The sequence below is a fragment of the Streptomyces sp. NPDC001634 genome (assembly GCF_040298185.1).
Classification (GTDB): domain Bacteria; phylum Actinomycetota; class Actinomycetes; order Streptomycetales; family Streptomycetaceae; genus Streptomyces.
Window position 1 is genome coordinate 77,789 of record NZ_JBEOZU010000003.1, and the last position, 15,132, is coordinate 92,920.

12 protein-coding genes and 1 riboswitch are annotated in these 15,132 nt (G+C 68.9%); of the genes, 3 read left to right on the plus strand and 9 right to left on the minus strand.

The window, feature by feature from the left end; genetic code table 11:
* Nucleotides 1-120 precede the first annotated feature (120 nt).
* Nucleotides 121-2,412, minus strand: coding sequence for an ArnT family glycosyltransferase (locus ABT186_RS02895; RefSeq protein ID WP_351923301.1), 2,292 nt, complete (start codon nucleotides 2,410-2,412; stop codon nucleotides 121-123).
* A gap of 203 nt (nucleotides 2,413-2,615) precedes the next feature.
* Nucleotides 2,616-2,900, minus strand: coding sequence for a zinc-binding dehydrogenase (locus ABT186_RS02900; protein WP_351235176.1), 285 nt, complete (start codon nucleotides 2,898-2,900; stop codon nucleotides 2,616-2,618).
* 195 nt (nucleotides 2,901-3,095) lie between these two features.
* Between ABT186_RS02900 and ABT186_RS02905 the strand changes: the two genes are divergently transcribed.
* Nucleotides 3,096-3,878, plus strand: coding sequence for a hypothetical protein (locus ABT186_RS02905; RefSeq protein ID WP_351923303.1), 783 nt, complete (start codon nucleotides 3,096-3,098; stop codon nucleotides 3,876-3,878).
* Nucleotides 3,879-3,902: 24 nt separating this feature from the next.
* On the opposite strand, the gene ABT186_RS02910 is transcribed toward ABT186_RS02905, so the two are convergent.
* On the minus strand, nucleotides 3,903-4,271 hold the full coding sequence (locus ABT186_RS02910; protein WP_351235172.1) for an ArsR/SmtB family transcription factor: 369 nt from the start codon (nucleotides 4,269-4,271) through the stop codon (nucleotides 3,903-3,905).
* A gap of 200 nt (nucleotides 4,272-4,471) precedes the next feature.
* Entirely contained in the window at nucleotides 4,472-4,846 is a 375-nt protein-coding gene (locus tag ABT186_RS02915; RefSeq protein WP_351235170.1) for a roadblock/LC7 domain-containing protein, read from the minus strand.
* A gap of 383 nt (nucleotides 4,847-5,229) precedes the next feature.
* Here ABT186_RS02915 and ABT186_RS02920 point away from each other — a divergent pair, with 383 nt between their 5' ends.
* Both ABT186_RS02920 and ABT186_RS02925 read left to right on the plus strand, forming a co-directional pair.
* Entirely contained in the window at nucleotides 5,230-5,439 is a 210-nt protein-coding gene (locus ABT186_RS02920; RefSeq protein ID WP_351235168.1) for a hypothetical protein, read from the plus strand.
* 563 nt (nucleotides 5,440-6,002) lie between these two features.
* Nucleotides 6,003-6,070, plus strand: a riboswitch (guanidine-III (ykkC-III) riboswitch).
* 12 nt (nucleotides 6,071-6,082) lie between these two features.
* Nucleotides 6,083-6,952 carry an MBL fold metallo-hydrolase gene (locus ABT186_RS02925; protein WP_351235166.1) on the plus strand — a complete coding sequence of 290 codons (870 nt, stop codon included), beginning with the start codon at nucleotides 6,083-6,085 and terminating at the stop codon, nucleotides 6,950-6,952.
* Nucleotides 6,953-7,007: 55 nt separating this feature from the next.
* Here the strand turns inward: ABT186_RS02925 and ABT186_RS02930 are convergent, their stop codons facing one another.
* The 5 genes from ABT186_RS02930 to ABT186_RS02950 all read right to left on the minus strand — a co-directional run bounded on the left by ABT186_RS02930 (nucleotide 7,008) and on the right by ABT186_RS02950 (nucleotide 14,923).
* Nucleotides 7,008-7,466 carry a Fur family transcriptional regulator gene (locus ABT186_RS02930; RefSeq protein ID WP_351235164.1) on the minus strand — a complete coding sequence of 153 codons (459 nt, stop codon included), beginning with the start codon at nucleotides 7,464-7,466 and terminating at the stop codon, nucleotides 7,008-7,010.
* The gene (locus ABT186_RS02935) at nucleotides 7,463-8,038 is read right to left on the minus strand and encodes an ATP-binding protein (RefSeq protein ID WP_351923305.1); all 576 of its coding nucleotides are present in this window, start codon (nucleotides 8,036-8,038) and stop codon (nucleotides 7,463-7,465) included. Before ABT186_RS02935 ends, ABT186_RS02930 begins: the two co-directional genes overlap by 4 nt.
* 613 nt (nucleotides 8,039-8,651) lie before the next feature.
* On the minus strand, nucleotides 8,652-10,727 hold the full coding sequence (locus ABT186_RS02940; RefSeq protein WP_351235160.1) for a SpoIIE family protein phosphatase: 2,076 nt from the start codon (nucleotides 10,725-10,727) through the stop codon (nucleotides 8,652-8,654).
* Between the two features lie 224 nt (nucleotides 10,728-10,951).
* The gene (locus ABT186_RS02945) at nucleotides 10,952-11,974 is read right to left on the minus strand and encodes a LacI family DNA-binding transcriptional regulator (protein ID WP_351923307.1); all 1,023 of its coding nucleotides are present in this window, start codon (nucleotides 11,972-11,974) and stop codon (nucleotides 10,952-10,954) included.
* Nucleotides 11,975-11,980: 6 nt separating this feature from the next.
* Nucleotides 11,981-14,923 (minus strand): aminotransferase, encoded by a 2,943-nt coding sequence (locus ABT186_RS02950; RefSeq protein WP_351923309.1) that lies wholly within the window; start codon nucleotides 14,921-14,923, stop codon nucleotides 11,981-11,983.
* Between the last annotated feature and the right edge of the window lie 209 nt (nucleotides 14,924-15,132).

The window sequence follows — 15,132 nt, forward strand, 5'->3', positions numbered from 1 at the left end:
CGAGCACGCGCCTCCGGCGCTTTCCCGGCGCCCGGACGCTCCCACGGAGACGCCGACGGCCCCCACGCGCGGGGGCCGTCTCACGGTGGTCAGGCCGGTTGCCGAAACCGGGCGGTCCTGTCAGTGGCCGGGAACGCAGCGGTACAGCGTCTGGGCCGTGGCTGTTTCGCCACCCGCTCCCGCGAAGCCCGAGACGTCGGATGTGGCACCCGAGGAGTCCGTGCCGCCGTAGGTGGAGGCCGGGACGCGCACGCAGGCGGACTGGACCCAGTCGGTGATCTGCGCAGTCGCCGTCTCCCCGCCGCCGCCGCCGAACATGGAACCCATACCGCGGCCACCGCCCAGCAGCACATACTGAAGCTTGCCCGAGTCGACCAGCTGCCGGAACTGCGCCTCCGTCGGGAACGGCACCCTGCCGCTGAAGCCGCCGAGCGGCAGGACGTGCGCGCCGGTGGCGAGGATGTACGGGGACGCGCCGCTCCAACTGGTGGTCGCGAAGACGTATGTGGCCGAACCCTTGTGCGAGGTCACGTAGTCGAGCAACTCCCGCTGGTTCGCGGTAAGTCCACCGTCCCCGCTGAAGCCGCCGTAACCGCCCCGACCGACGCGCATCGCTTCGCTGCCGCGCGTCGCACCGCCGCCCCAGGCCCCTGGGCCCATCCAGCCGCCCCTCGACTCCACCGAGCCGTGGCCGCGGTTCATTCCGGCCGGGCCGACCGCGCCCATGCCGGAACTGCCGTAGGAGGGGTTGAAGACCTGCACCGCCCACGCGCCCGGCGCGATCAGCACCGCCGCGAGGGACGCCGACAGCCCGGCGAGGGCGAGCCGGCCCGCGGACGTGGTGCGACCGGGCCGGGCCAGCACCAGCAGGACGACGGCTGCCAGACCGAGTCCGCCCACCGCGGGCTCCAGCCACGGCAGGAAGGACGGGAACTCGCCGGCGAGGTACGCGCTCCATGCCGCGGTCGCCGCGACCGCGCCCGGCAGCGCCCATGCCCGGCGGCCTCCGGCCCGGTAGGCGCGCCACATCAGCGCGATGCCGCCACCGGTGAGCGCGGCGAGCGGAACAGCGATCACGCCCATGTAGTAGGTATGGCCGCCGACGCTGCCCGCGCTGAAGACCAGGAAGTACGTGGCCAGCCAGGTGCCCCACAGAAGGAATCCGGAACGGATCCGGTCGGTACGCGGCTTGCCCCGGCGCCACAGCAGACCGCAGACGACGGCGACGGCGGCGATCGGGTAGAGCCAGCCGGTCTGCGACGCGAGCGACATGCCGAACATCTTGGACCAGCCGTTCTGGTCACCACCCCGACCGCCGCCGCCACCGGCCTGGAACGCGGCGCTCGTCCGGGCCCCTGCGGCCTGCTCGGGTGCCGAACCCGGGGTGCCCTGGGCGCCTGTCGTACCGGTGTGGCGGTGATGGGTGCCGCCGCGGGTTCCGATGATGCCCGCCTGGCCGCCCTGGCCCGGTCGGTAGGCGCCCGGTGTCGCGTGCTGTCCGCCGTAGCCGCCTTGGCCGCCCTGCACCGCGCTCACGCTGCCCGTGGAGGCCGCGCTGATGCCCAGCGAGGAAAAGCGGTTCAGGAAGTTGTACCCGACCACCATGCTGAACGCGGAGTTGTTCGTGGTGCCATCCACGTAGGGCCGGTCCTTGGCCGGGGTGAGAGTGACGGCGAGCATCCAGGACGCCGATACGGCGGTCATCACCACGGCGGACACACCGAGGTGCGCCAGCCGCTTCCGCAGCGCGATCGGCGCCGATGCCAGGTAGACCAGGGCGAGCGCGGGAAGCACCGCCCACGCCTCCAGCATCTTGGCCTGAAAGCCGAGCCCGACCCACACGCCGGCAAGCACAAGCGGGCGCATCCGGCCGTGCTGGGCGGCGCGCTGAGTGGCCTCAGCAGCCAGCAGGACGCACAGTGTGAACGCGGGGTCCTCGACCGCGGTGCGGAAGAGCCCCGCGGCCACCGGGGTCAGCAGGAACGCCGTGGCGGCGATCAGCGCAGCGGGGACGCCGGCCCAGCGGCGCACCAATCGGTGCAGAACCAGCACGCTCGCCACCCCTTCGATGACCTGGGGAAGGGTCAGCGCCCACGGATGGAATCCGAAGATCCGTGCAGAAATCGCTTGCGGCCACAGGAATCCCGGCAATTTGTCGAGCGTAATGGAATTGCCGGGGTCGAAAGAACCGTAGAAGAAGGCCTTCCAGCTCTGGGTCATACTGCGGACGGCGTTCGCGTAGAACGTGTGGTACTGGCTGTGGTTGATCCCCCATGTGTAGAGCACGACGGCGAGCGCGGTGATGAGCAGCAGTGCCGGGCGCGCGTACGAGGGCTGGTCCACCGGCGACCTCCATGGTGCGCGACGATCGGCACCGGTGGGCGAGGTGGGGGCGAGGACTGTCGTAGCCATGCACAGCAGTGTTCGACACCGCGCGAGCCCGCTGCGCCAAAGCGGCCAGGCGCAAGGAAATCATCAGCAGACCAAGGGTGATCCTTTAACCAGGCCGGGCGGGATTTCAATCTGCGAAGTGCCGCTCATTACCTGCCGTATAAATTCGCAACTCACAGCAAATACACAGTGAGCGTACAGCTTCTGCCACATATTGCGACGGATCAGCCGACCTCGAGTACGATCTTGCCGCGGGTCCGCCCGCTCTGGCTGAGGCGGAATGCCTCGGCAGCCTCGGCCGGCGCCAGAGCGTGCTCGGCATGGACGCCGAGGCCGCCGGCGTCGGCGAGTCGGGCGAGTTCCGCACGGTCGGAGCTGTCGGGCCGGACCCACACATGGTGTCCGCCGCGCTCGGTGACTCCCTTGGCCACCGCGATCTGCACGGCGAAGGACCCGACACCGCCGGCCGCCGCATGGACCAGGACCGTGTCGCCTGCGGCGACCCCCACCCGGGCCAGGGTCTTTCAGGCGGTGAGCCTGCCGGCGGAACGCCGGCCGCCTGCTGCCGGCTCAGCGAAGCAGGCTTGCGCGCAAGGGTACGCACGGGCGCGGACGGTACCCCGCTCTCCGTCCCAGGCGACCCTGACAGGGCGTCAGGGTCACTTCAGGGTAGGGGTGGGGGCGTCACCGATAGCGGTTGGCGGGTGGTGATCAGCAGGCTGTTGGTCATGTTGAACACCACTGCTGATCGCTCCCGTTCGCCTCTCTTCCGCCGCGCTGCGGTCACCTTCGCAGGTGTCGCTGCCCTGACGGGTCTTGCGGGGGCGTACACGCCGGGCTTGGCGTACGCCGAGCCGACATCCATCGCCCGGTCCGCGGTCGGTTTCAGTGACTGCCCGGCTCTCCCGACCGGAGTCGACCCGGCCCGCTGGCGGTGCGAAGTCCACACGGCCGCACCGCAGTTGACGATGGGAAAGGTCAACGTAAGCCTGGCTCCGATCACCATGACGCATGCCGAGGGCCCGCTCCCTGACGGTACCAACGGGCAGGTATGGGGCGCTATGCACAGTGCACCGACCGCCATTCCCGGCAGTTTGGCCGGCACTGCAACGGGTGAGCCCTCCCGGCGGCTCCGACTGGCGATACAGCCGGAGTACGGCGGCCGGTCCGACTTCTACACCGGGCAACTCAGCCTGCGCTTCAGGCTGCTGAGCCCGCTGCTGCCGCACGGCTGCACCATCGGAGCGAGTGCGCCGCTCGATTTCCGGCTGAAGCGGTCGGGTCCTTCACAGTGGCTCTCCGAAAACCCTCCGCTGATCAAGTTCTCAGCGTACGACGACACTTTCACCGCCCCCGCCGCTGAACACTGCGGGCCGCTGACAGGGCCAGTCAACCGGCGGCTCGGCCTCCCGGCGCCGAGCGGAAACGTGATGGCCTACGACGCAACCTACACGTTCCGGACCTACGACCAGTTGCCGGCGGACTGACGGCCTGCAGTCGCGACCTGAGCGTCAGGATCGGCCCGCGCTGCCCGGGGCAAGGGCCGGCTGACGGTCGGCCTGGCGCAGTTCGGCCAGCAACTCGGTCTGACCGGCGAGCAGTTCGGTCAGGATCCGGCGTGCGGCGCGCAGGAGTTCGGCGACGTCGCCGCCGGCGAGAGCGTAGCTGACGGTGGAGCCCTCCCGGATGGACACCACGATTCCCGAGCGCCGCAGTACGGCCAGTTGCTGCGACAGGCTGGACGGTTCGATCTCGATCTCGCTGAGCAGATCGCGCACGGGGACGGGACCGTTCTGCAACAGCTCCAGCACCCTGATACGCACCGGATGCCCGAGCATACGGAAGAACTCGGCCTTGGCCTGGTAGAGGGGAACCTGCATGGTGAATCGCTCGCTCCCTGCCGCGCTTTGACGGGCTGTGTTCTGGGCACGGCGGCCCAGTTCGTGCCGCCGCGGGTGGCATGCGGATCGATCCTCGCGGCTCCAGCCCCGCACACCCATGGGATTGGCCAGATCTGGATGTTCCCAGATGAAGAAATCTTCAATTGATGGGTGTGCGGAGGTACGGACGAAGCGGCTGGTTACACCTCTAGTTCGGCTTCGATGCGCTTGAGCTGGTGGCGGGCCATGGCCAGGTTGGATTTCGCCCTGTCGAGTACGAGGTAGAGGAACAACCCGTTGCCGTTACGGCCCTTGATCGGCCGAAGGATGTGGTACTGATTTCCGAGCGTGATGAGCATGTCCTCGATTTCGCCCTTGAGGCCGAGGTGCTCCATTGTGCGGGTCTTTGCGCGGATCACGTCCGTGTTGCCTGCTGCAGCAACAGTCAGGTCGAGGTCCTTGCCACCCCCCAGAGTGCCCAGCGCCATACCGCTGGTGTAGTCGACGAGAGCGGCCCCAAGCGCGCCCTCGATCGATGTCATCATCTCCTTGAGTGAGATCTCGACATTGGCCATACCGGTGTCTCTCCTTTTGCTCACTGCGCAAGCCGGGCGCTCCCGCCCAGTTGGTGACCCGGACCCTACGTACTGCGGGCGGCGTGCAGCCGAGTTGTTTCGGGACTGACTGAGGGAGCCTCGAAATGCTGGATGACGCGCGTCTCTTGAATGCTTCTGTGCAAGGAGTGACCGTGTGGTGTGAGCAGCTGGGCGTCGCGTAGCGCGACGCCCTGGTCCCATGCCGCGCTGACCGATACCCGCCCCCAGGCACGGGGCCCTTGTCGGCGGCGTGTGACAGCCGGAGGTCGGGCCGCGCCGGGTTCCGACGAAGATGTAGCGACACACACGACCGGGTGCTGGCCCGGGTTGCGGACAGGACCACACCGGGTGAGGCTGGCGCCATGGCTGAGCGTCGCGTGATCGTTTCACCGCCCGGTGAGGGCGGTGGCCGACGTGTCCAGGTCGACGGCGAAACGCTGGGTACGGCGTTCAGCCTGCACGATCTGGCAGCGCTCCTTCAGGGTGCTGGTCTGGAGACGTCGGACGAGCTGGATGTGGCCGAGTCGCCGCTGATCGAATGGCATGGGGGCGGGCCGGAGGTGTGGGCGTAGGGCCTGGTCGTACGGGCCCAATCGCTCGGCGGAACGGCCCCGGCGTCCGCGAGCCGCGCGGAGTGCTGATTGTGGCCGACATACGGATGAAGACCACCTTCGTCACCACACCGGCTACGGTGCTTCGCTCGTATCGGGCCTGCGCCCGGCGCACGGACCGGGCCTCCTCCCACGTCAGGGCCATTGGGTCCTGTCAGGACCGGACGTGCGCACAGTGGGGCCGACGCCCCGGAGTTCGGGAGGTGGCCTGAACCGGACCCCTGCCTGCGCTCGCCCTCTGCCACCGCGGCTCGCATGGCCCGCGAGATGAAGACGCATCAGAGCGTTCCTCGCCGATCGGTCACGCTGGTGCGGGCCTGCGCGCGGTAGTCGTACGGCACTCCTGCGGGCCACGGTCAACCTGCCGGAGGACTCGCGACGTGAAACCGCGCTTCTGGGCCGAACAGTCCGTACAGCGCCGGCATCCGCCGGCGGACGTTCCAGTGGCGGTCCGAGTCCGGGCTGCGCCCTCGGAGCCGTCAAGTTGCCCGCCCGCACCTGATATGCGGTGATAGCTTCGAGGCTGGAGGCGCGAGCGCGCGCTTCCCCGGACGAGATGTGCGCCGTACCCGGCCCGCGAAGACGACGCACTTCAGGAGGCGTCGTGTCCGGTGCGAGCGAGCTCGGTGCCCAGAAGTTCAGTGCAGAGCCGCTGGGTGTGGCCTGGATTCACGGGTCGCCCTCGGCCAAGCACAACACCGATCCCGATCTTCAGGTGCACTGGTACGACGAGCACACGGTGTTGCTTCGGCAGAACAAGGCGATCGACTACGAGGCTCCGTTTCTGTTTCTGTTGTTCGGTGATCGCCGGGCGGTCCTGATCGATACAGGTGCCACGGCATCACCGGAATTCTTTCCGGTGCGCCGGACCGTCGACGACCTCGTCGACACGTGGCTGGCGCGTCATCCCCGTGACGCCTATGGCGTTCTGGTGCTTCACACGCACTCGCACGACGATCACGTCGCGGGCGACGGCCAGTTCCTCGACCGGCCGGACACGATCGTGGTGGGGGCCGATCGGGATGCAGCGTGGGCCTTCCTGGGGTTCGCCGACGACCCGGAGGCGGTGAGGCCGCTCGATCTCGGGGGGCGGGTGCTGGAGGCGCTCGCGACGCCGGGCCATGACGCCGCGGCGATCACCTTCTACGACCCGTGGACCGGGTTCCTGCTGACGGGAGACACCGTCTACCGAGGCCGGCTGTACATCGAGGACTGGTCGGCTTTCTCACGGACCATCGACCGGCTGATCGCATTCGCCCGCCACCGTCCAGTCACACATGTTCTGGGCTGCCACATTGAGATGACATGCGAGCCGGGCGTCGACTACCCGATCCGCACCACCTACCAGCCGAACGAACCCCCGCTGGAGCTGACCCCCGCCCATCTGCAGGCCGTGCGCGCGGCCCTGGACGAAGTCGGGCCTCAACCCGCTCGACGTGCGTTCTCCGACTTCATCCTCTGGCCCAAGGGCTGACGGATGGACGCGCCGGACGCGTGCGGCCGGCCGTCCAGCCTGGACGGCCGCGCGATTACTGCATCGGGGCCGCGGCCCGACAGCCGGGGCACAGGCCCCAGAACGTCACCGCAGCCTCCTGAATGTCGTAATCCTCAGGCAACTGTGGGTCCATACAGGGAGCCGCACCCACCGCGCACTCCACGTCACGGATGGCATCGCAGCTCCGGCACACGAAGTGGTGGTGATTGTCGTTGCGCTCGATCTCGTAGCGGGCCGGGTGACCGGGGATCTGAGTGCACCGGATCAGACCGACGTCCGTGAGAGCGCGTAGCACGTTATAGGTAGCCTGCAGAGACAGACGGCCTGTGATCCGCTGGGCGTGCTCGCGCAGGGTGTCGGCGTCGAGGTGGCCGGGCGATTCAGAGACAGCCATCAGCATGGCCATACGCGGGGCGGTGACCCGGATGCCTGCCGTGCGCAGCTGTGCCGCGGCCAGCGCCATGGGTTCCTCGGCGGCTGTGGCGGGTGTCATGCCGCCTCGCTCTTCCTGTCCCCCGTCAGGGGGTCCGGGCGATCCGGGCCGGTCTCGCCCGTCCAGGTCGTTGCCCGACCATCCAGGACGTCACTTCCGCCCGTGTGGGTGGTGTCAGCCTCCACGCAGAGCTCGAACCACACGCTCTTGCCCACGGGCCCCCGCTCGCAGCCCCACCGTGCGGCCAGCATGTCCACGAGTGCGAGTCCACGGCCGGTCTCGTCCTCGGGGTCGGCGTCGGTCGGGCGGGGAGGGGCCAGGGAGCCGTCGCTGACCAGGCAGCGCACATCCGACACCCGCTCGAGGGTCAGGCTCAGCGGGCCGACGGCATGACGCAGTGCGTTGCACACCAGCTCACTGACCAGCAGCTCGGCGGTCGGGACGAGCGAGCCGAGACCCCACTGGGGCAGCACATCGCGTATGGCGGTCCTCGCCAGGGCGCACGCGGTCGGCGACCACGGCAAGGACCAGGGCCCGCCCACGAACGATTCCACGCACGTCGTGGCCAGGGCCGCGTCGAGCGCTGGGGGCGCAGCGGGACGCTGAGAGCCGGGGGCGGCCTCGTCGGCCATCGTTCCACTCGGCCGGAGCTCTCCGGGAACTGTGCGATTCATGAGGCCGCCTTCGGGGGACGGTTGGAATCTCCCTTATGACCGTACGCCTTTTCTGGAGTCGGTCAAGATGATAGAGAACTCCACTTATCAGGATTCACACAATTCGTCGCCCCAGGCCCACGGGCGCGCCGTCTTCAAGCCCGAAGCCCGCCACCCTCATGTAAAACAGTCGTAAAATCCACATGAATGGGGCTAATCGGGCACCAAACGGTAGAGAATGGGCATTGCCCAGCAAAAGGCGCGCGCATCGTCAGCGCAGTTTCGATCCAGGAGAGCCCCATGACCTACGGAGCGACTCCCGCTCCCCGTCCGAACCCCCGCGCCGACGCCGCTCTGGCAGTCGGCTGCGAAATGTGCAACGGCTGGGGGAGTGTGATCACCCAGGGGCGTCACGAACTGTGCGTGACCTGCCAGCCCGATGCAGATCCGGAGGATCCCCCAGGTACAGCGGGTCGGCACGCCCGCTCCAGCTCCTCGGCGGCTACGCCCCGTTGAGCCGCCTCGCCTCGTTGATTCGACTGCTTGACGCCCGTCGCGCCCGGCAACACCACCAGGGGCACGCCAGGTCAGCTCATACGGCGGTCACTACCAGCGCCGCTTGGTCGTCAACGGAGGTGTCTCCCGTAAACGCCGCGACGGCGGTGGTGACGGACTCCAGCAGTTCGGCGGCGCTGGGCGGGGTGGTCGCAGGAGTCGCCGGCGCGGTCAGCGCGTCGGCCAGCCGTTCCTCGCCGAAGAACTCTCCCTCCGGGGACCGGGCTTCGATGATGCCGTCCGTGACCAGGACCAGGCCGTCACCCGGGCGCAGATCGACGCGCGCGGGTGATCCGACACTCTCGTGGCTGATGCCCAGCAGCAGTCCCGGTGGGACGAGTCGCTCCACGGCGCCGTCGGCACGGCGGACGAGCGGCGGTACATGGCCCGCACGCATCAGGGTCACCGCCTGCCCGGTCGCGGTATGCCGCAGCTCGCCGTAGACGAGAGAGACGAACAGGTCCTGGCCCGCGGTGTGCTCCGCCACGGCATCGTTGATCGCAGCGACCACACTCACCGGGTCGTCCACCAGACGGGCGACGGCACGAGCTGTGTGGCGGACCATGCCGGTCGTGGTTGCGGCCACCGCGCCGTGACCGCACACGTCGCCGATCACGACAGCCCAGCGGTCGCCGGGCAGCGGGAAGACGTCGTAGAAGTCGCCCCCGACGTCGAGGCCCTCTCCGGCGGGATTGTAGGAGGCAGCCAGAGCCACACCCGGCACATGGGGCAGCTTCGGCGGCAGAAGACCGGCCTGGAGGTCATGGGCGAGCCGGACCCGGCGCGTGAACTGGCGGGCGTTGTCGGCGCTCAGGGCCGCCCTGCTGGCGAGCTCTTCGGCCAGGGCGACGACGTGGCCGTCGAGGTCGCGGTCCATCGCCAGCAGCGCCAGGACACCGAAGGTGTGTCCGCGCGCTGTCAGCGGCACGCACAGACAGCCGGCGCCGCGCCCGACGGGCTCCCCACCGGGGAGAGGACTGAGGAACCCGGTCTCCGTCGTACCTGAGGTGAGCACGCGGGCGACGGTGCGGTCCACCACTTCGGACCACCCCTCCGCCATGAGCAGGCCCTCGTCCGCCTGCGTCGCGACCGCGGAGGCGATCCGCCTGCGGTGGCCGCCCTCGACCACGTAGACGGCGCACAACGGGGCCAGGCCGGGGACCGTCAGCTGGGCCAGGCGCCGCAGACTGTCGGCGTAGTGCTGTTCGCGCGTGATGGCCGTGCTGGCCTCGAGTACAAAGGCCAGGTCTTCACGGGCCTCGCTCTCACGCTCCCGCGCGGCACGGCCCACCGCCACCGCCTGGTGGCGCTCGATGGCCAGCGCCGCGATACGCGTGAAGGCCGCGCCGAGAGCCAGGTCCTTTTGCGTGGGAGTCTTCGGAGTGCGGTGGTACATGGCGAAAGTACCCAGCAGCCGACCGCCCGTACCCATGATCGGGATGGACCAGCAGGCCGCGACCCCGGCTCGCTTCGCCAACTCGCGATAGTCCGCCCACAGCGGATCCGTGGCGATGTCGGCGCTGAACACCGGAGCGCGCCGGAATGCCGCCGTGCCACAAGCCCCCACACCGTCACCGATCGCAACCCCGTCGATCGCCGCGTTGTAGAAGGAGGGAAGGCTCGGGCCCGCACCATGCCGCAGTCGCCTGCCATCGGCGTCGATGAGCAGCACCGAGACGATCATTTCCGGGGAGAGGTCCTCGATGGCTCTGGCCATGCCGCTGAGAACCTCCTCCAGCGGCACCTCGCGCGCGATCTGCTCCAGCAGGGCGCGCTGCTCCACGGCAAGCAGCTGCGTGTCGCGGTATGCGGTGGTGTCAACGGCGACCACGACCACCCCGTCGATCCGGCCGGTCGTGTTCCGCCGGGGCTCGCAGGCGAGGTCGAAGAACCCTTCGTGTTCCGCTCCGGGCTTCCCGAGGACCAGTCGCTTGTCCCGGTCGTGGTAGGGGATGCCGGTTCGGTACACCTCTCCCAGGGGCGCGATCAACCCCTGCGCGGCCAGGTCCGGCGCCAATTCACCGATCGGCGCACCGGTCCTCCCCTGGCCATTGCAGGCGATTTCGAAGAACGCCGGATTCGCGGTCTCCACTATGTGGCTGGGACCACCCATGGAAGCGAAGATCACAGGAGCGGACCCGAACAGGTCCGACTCGGGCCGCCACCCCAGTGAGAGGGAGGCGCCACCGGGCAGACCCGGGCCATCGGGTCCCAGGGACATGACAGGCGGCCTTTCTCCTACCGTGACCTTTAGTTCACTGTGCCACGTCCGATGCGCTTGAAGAAGATTTATCCGGTTTTGGTCTGGTTTCAGGTGTGGCCCACGGATGCTCGCCTCTACCGGCGGGTGGACGCCCGGATGTTAAGTTCGACGGGCAGGGTGCGCACGGTTCCCGGTGGAGTCCCGCCGGACAGAATCTCGCACAGCAGGCGAGCGCTTTCCGCACCCATGGAGCGCGGGTGCAGGTCGATCGCCGTGATCGGCGGCTCCGCCGAACGCATCGCCGAGCAGTCCACACAGGACGCCAGCAGCAGATCCTCTCCGACGGTCCGCCCTGCCGCACGCAGTTCCGGCAGTACCGCAGCAGCGGCGCCGTCGGGGGCGCACACGAGCGCATCAATCCCGGGTTCCGCGGCGAGCAGGTCCCGTACGACGCTCTGGACCTGCTCCCGGCCGGCGCCGAAGGGCGCCCTCCGCAGGATCTTCGGTACGCCGTTGTCGGCACACCAGCGCGCATGTGCACTCCGAAGGGTGACGGACCAGTCGGAGGTCGCGCCGGGGGCAACGAACGCCGGACGTCGGGCACCGCTGTCACGCAAGTGGTCCAGCAGTTCGATCATTGACGACTCATGGTCGGACCAGATCACTCCCGTCGGCTGCCTGTCACCGACATACCGCTCGGCTGTCACGACTGGCAGCCCGCTGCCCATCAGCTGCCGGACCACCGGATCCTCTGCGGCCGGATCGCACAGCACCAGCCCGTCCACCTGAGGTACCGCGCCGCGCCGGGGCGGATTTCCCGAGGACAGCAGCGTGACGTTCAGCCCGGCACGTGCCGCCTGCTCGACGACTCCGAACACGAACGACATGTAGTACTCGGCACTGGTGAGGAACTCCGGAAAGTACAGCGCGATGGTGTCCGTGACCGACGTGCGCAGGGTGCGGGCACTGCGGTTGGGCACGTACCCCAGCCGTCGGGCCGTCTCCAGGACCACCTGCCGTGTCGGCTCCGCCACGCGCCCGTGCCCGCGCAGCGCATCCGAGGCCGTGGTCTTGGAGACCGAGGCGGCACGCGCCACGTCGGCGATGGTGGGCGGAGTGCCGGATGCGGAGGGCATGTCCGCGCTGCTGGGCGACATCCCGTGTCACCACCCATACGTCAGTACGTCGTCCAGCGCGTCGACGAACGCGTCCGCGCTCTGCCGGGTCAGGCACAGCGGCGGCTTGATCTTCAGCACACACTGGCGGTCCGATGTGGGCTGAACGATCACGCCCAGTTCGCGCAGCCGGTCGCAGATCGCCGCCGTCTCCTCGGTCGCCGGTTCCAGGCTCTCACGGTCCCGTACGAACTCGACGCCGAGATACAGCCCCGAACCGTGTACCGCGCCGATCAGCGAATGCCGCTCGGCCAGTTTCATGAGCCGGTCCTTCAGATGGCCGCCGATCTCCCTCGCATTGGCCTGAAGCTCCTCGTCGCGCAGCACGTCCAGCACGGTCAGCCCGACCACCGAGCTGACCGGGCTGCCCCCTGCGGAGGAGAAGAAGTACCCCTGCGTACGGTAGGCGTCGGCGATCGCACGGCTTGTGATCACCGCCCCCAGCGGATGCCCGTTCCCCATCGCCTTGGCGACCGTGACGATGTCCGGCACAACCCCCTGCTGCTGGAATCCCCAGAAGTGCGAACCGAGCCGGCCGTAGCCGACCTGCACCTCATCCGCGATGCACAGCCCGCCGACGGCGCGTGTGGCTTCGTACACCTGCCGGAGGTAGCCGTCCGGCAGAGCCATGCCGCCTGCGTTTCCGTAGTAGGGCTCGCAGACGAAGGCCGCCAGGGGATGCCCCTGATCGGCCAGATCGCGGATCCTGGCGGCCGCTGCGGGGCCGTACAGCCCCGCCTGCGCTCCGCGGTGCCGCCCCCGATAGGCGTTCGGCGCCGCGACGGAGTGCACCCACGGGGGCCGCGAAGTGAGGGCGTTCGGGTTGTCAGCGATCGATGTCGACACCGCGTCGCTCGCGTAGGTCCAGCCGTGGTACGCCTCCTCGACCGCCACCACGTCCTGCCGGCCGGTCGCCGCCCAGGCCAGACGGAGTGCCAGATCCACGGCCTCGGAACCGCTGTTGACCAGGAAGACGGTGTCCAGTCCGGCAGGGAGCAGGCCGGTGAGCCGTTCGGAAAACTCAACCACCGAGGCGTAGTGGAAACGGGAGTTGGTGTTCAGCCGTTGCCACTGGCGGTGGACGGCGTCACTGAGTGCGGGATGTCCGTGGCCGAGGATGGTGACGTTGTTCAGCATGTCGAGGTAGCCGCGGCCCTGGGTGTCCACGAGATAGTGCCGCCAGCCCCGTTCGACTCGGGGCGGCGCCTCGAAGTAGTGCTCCTGGACCGTGGCGAAGGAACGGTCGCGTCGCTCCAGCAACTCCAGCGTCCCGGACTCCTGTTGGGAGAGGTCCTCCGAGTCCATGGCGGGAGTGATGAGCAAGGCGGTCGGATCCGGGCAGACCGCCAGCCATCCGGCGGCGAGGTCAGGAGTCGCGAAACGGGGCGGATGGACTCCGGTCCCGGTCAACCGGGAGAGCTGGACGGTCAGCACATGCACTCCCTGACGGGCGGTCACAGTGCCGAGCGACTGTCCGGCTGATACAGGACCGGACTCGATCCGTTCGTCGACCCCGTCCAGCAGCAGGTTCAGCCCGTCGGCAGTCAGGGTCACCCCGTTGTTGCCGTGTCGGGTGGCCATGGCCGTCCAGGGCGCCCGCACTTCCAGCGGAGCGGTGAGGTACAGCTCCACGCCCAGAGCACAGGTCTCGGCAGGCTTCATGCCGTCCACCGTGGTACGGGTCAGTCTGAACTCGCCGTGTCCGGTGCGTACCGCGGACCGGCCGGCTGCCAGCACACCCTTGGCCGACGTGATCTCGGCTTCGGGGTCCAGCCAGCGCCCCGCGTGCAACTCGTCGCTGAGCACGCCGAGATCGAGGGCAGGCACATCGTCCGGCAGCGCGGGTACCAGCCTGTGTTCCACGGTGGGTACGCGCGTCTGCGCCGGCCGGCCGAGCATGTCCTGCAACTGGGCCGTCATCACCTCAGCGGGGACCGACAGTGCGGCCTCGAACATCGCCCACTCGCGCTCGAGCCCGTCCGTGACATAGCCGTTGCCGGGGTCCAGCAGGTTGTCGTACTGCCCGCTCAGGACGAGGACGGACGCCCGTAGCACGACAAGGGGCCACAGAACGTTCAGCTCGTCGTCCGCGAGGGGGCGCAGCGAGTGGAAGGCGCGCACCGCGGGCAGCACCGATGCCGGTCCGGCGCCGTGATGATGCAGGACGGAAGTGCAGGTGACCGCCAGCTCGGCCACCGTCCAGCCGTGCCCGAGATCGCCGAAGTCGATCACCCCGACCGGCATGCGGCGGCCGTCGGGCGCCGTCTCGCAGACCACGTTGTTGTCGGTGACATCACCGTGGATCATCTGCACCGGCAGGGTGTCCGCATACGGTTCCACCTGCGTGTACGCGGCCCTGGCCGCCCGTAGCACCTGCGCGGCACGTCGCTGGTCGGGCAGATGCGGGGCCAGGGTCTCGATCACCGTGAGCGCGTTGTGCAGATCCCACAGCCTGGGTCGTGTCTGCTCCACGCCCTCGAAGTCGGCGAGCCCCACTGCGATGCGTCCGGCGAGTTCTCCGAGCCGGGCGACGACCTGCGGCGCGAGATAGCGGCTGTCCATGATCGGCTCGCCCGGCACATAGTCCAGCAGCCGGACGGCGACTTCCGCCTCGTCCATGCCGAGGTACTGGACCACGTCACCGTCGATGCCGCGGTGGACGCGGGGAAGCAGCAGTCCGGATGCGGTGCGCGCCAGGTGCTCCACCGCGGCGCACTGGGCACGCAGGGCCGCCGGGTCCGCGGCGGGGTTGGCGATCTTGAGGACATACTCCCCCGTCGTCGTACGCACCCGGTAGTTGCGGTCCTGCTGGCTGCCGAGGTCGTGGAGGGTGCCCGTCACCCCGAACCGTTCGGTGAGTACGGCCGATACATCGGCTTCATCGAGGTGGGCCATCGGCGGCACCAGCCAGTCGGCGGACGGAAAGCCCATGGGGATGCTCCGCTTCGGTTTCGGTCGTCGTGCGTTCCGCGGACAGGGGGCACGAACATTGCCGGAACGTTCCGGCAACCGTAGGTGGGCCGGTTGACGTGTGTCAACGGCCGCTACGCCGCGTCCGGCCGGGGCCGGCCCTGATTGCGATGATCCGGCAAGGGTCTTGTCACTGCCGTGTCACAGGTGATCACCGGAGGAACCCGCCG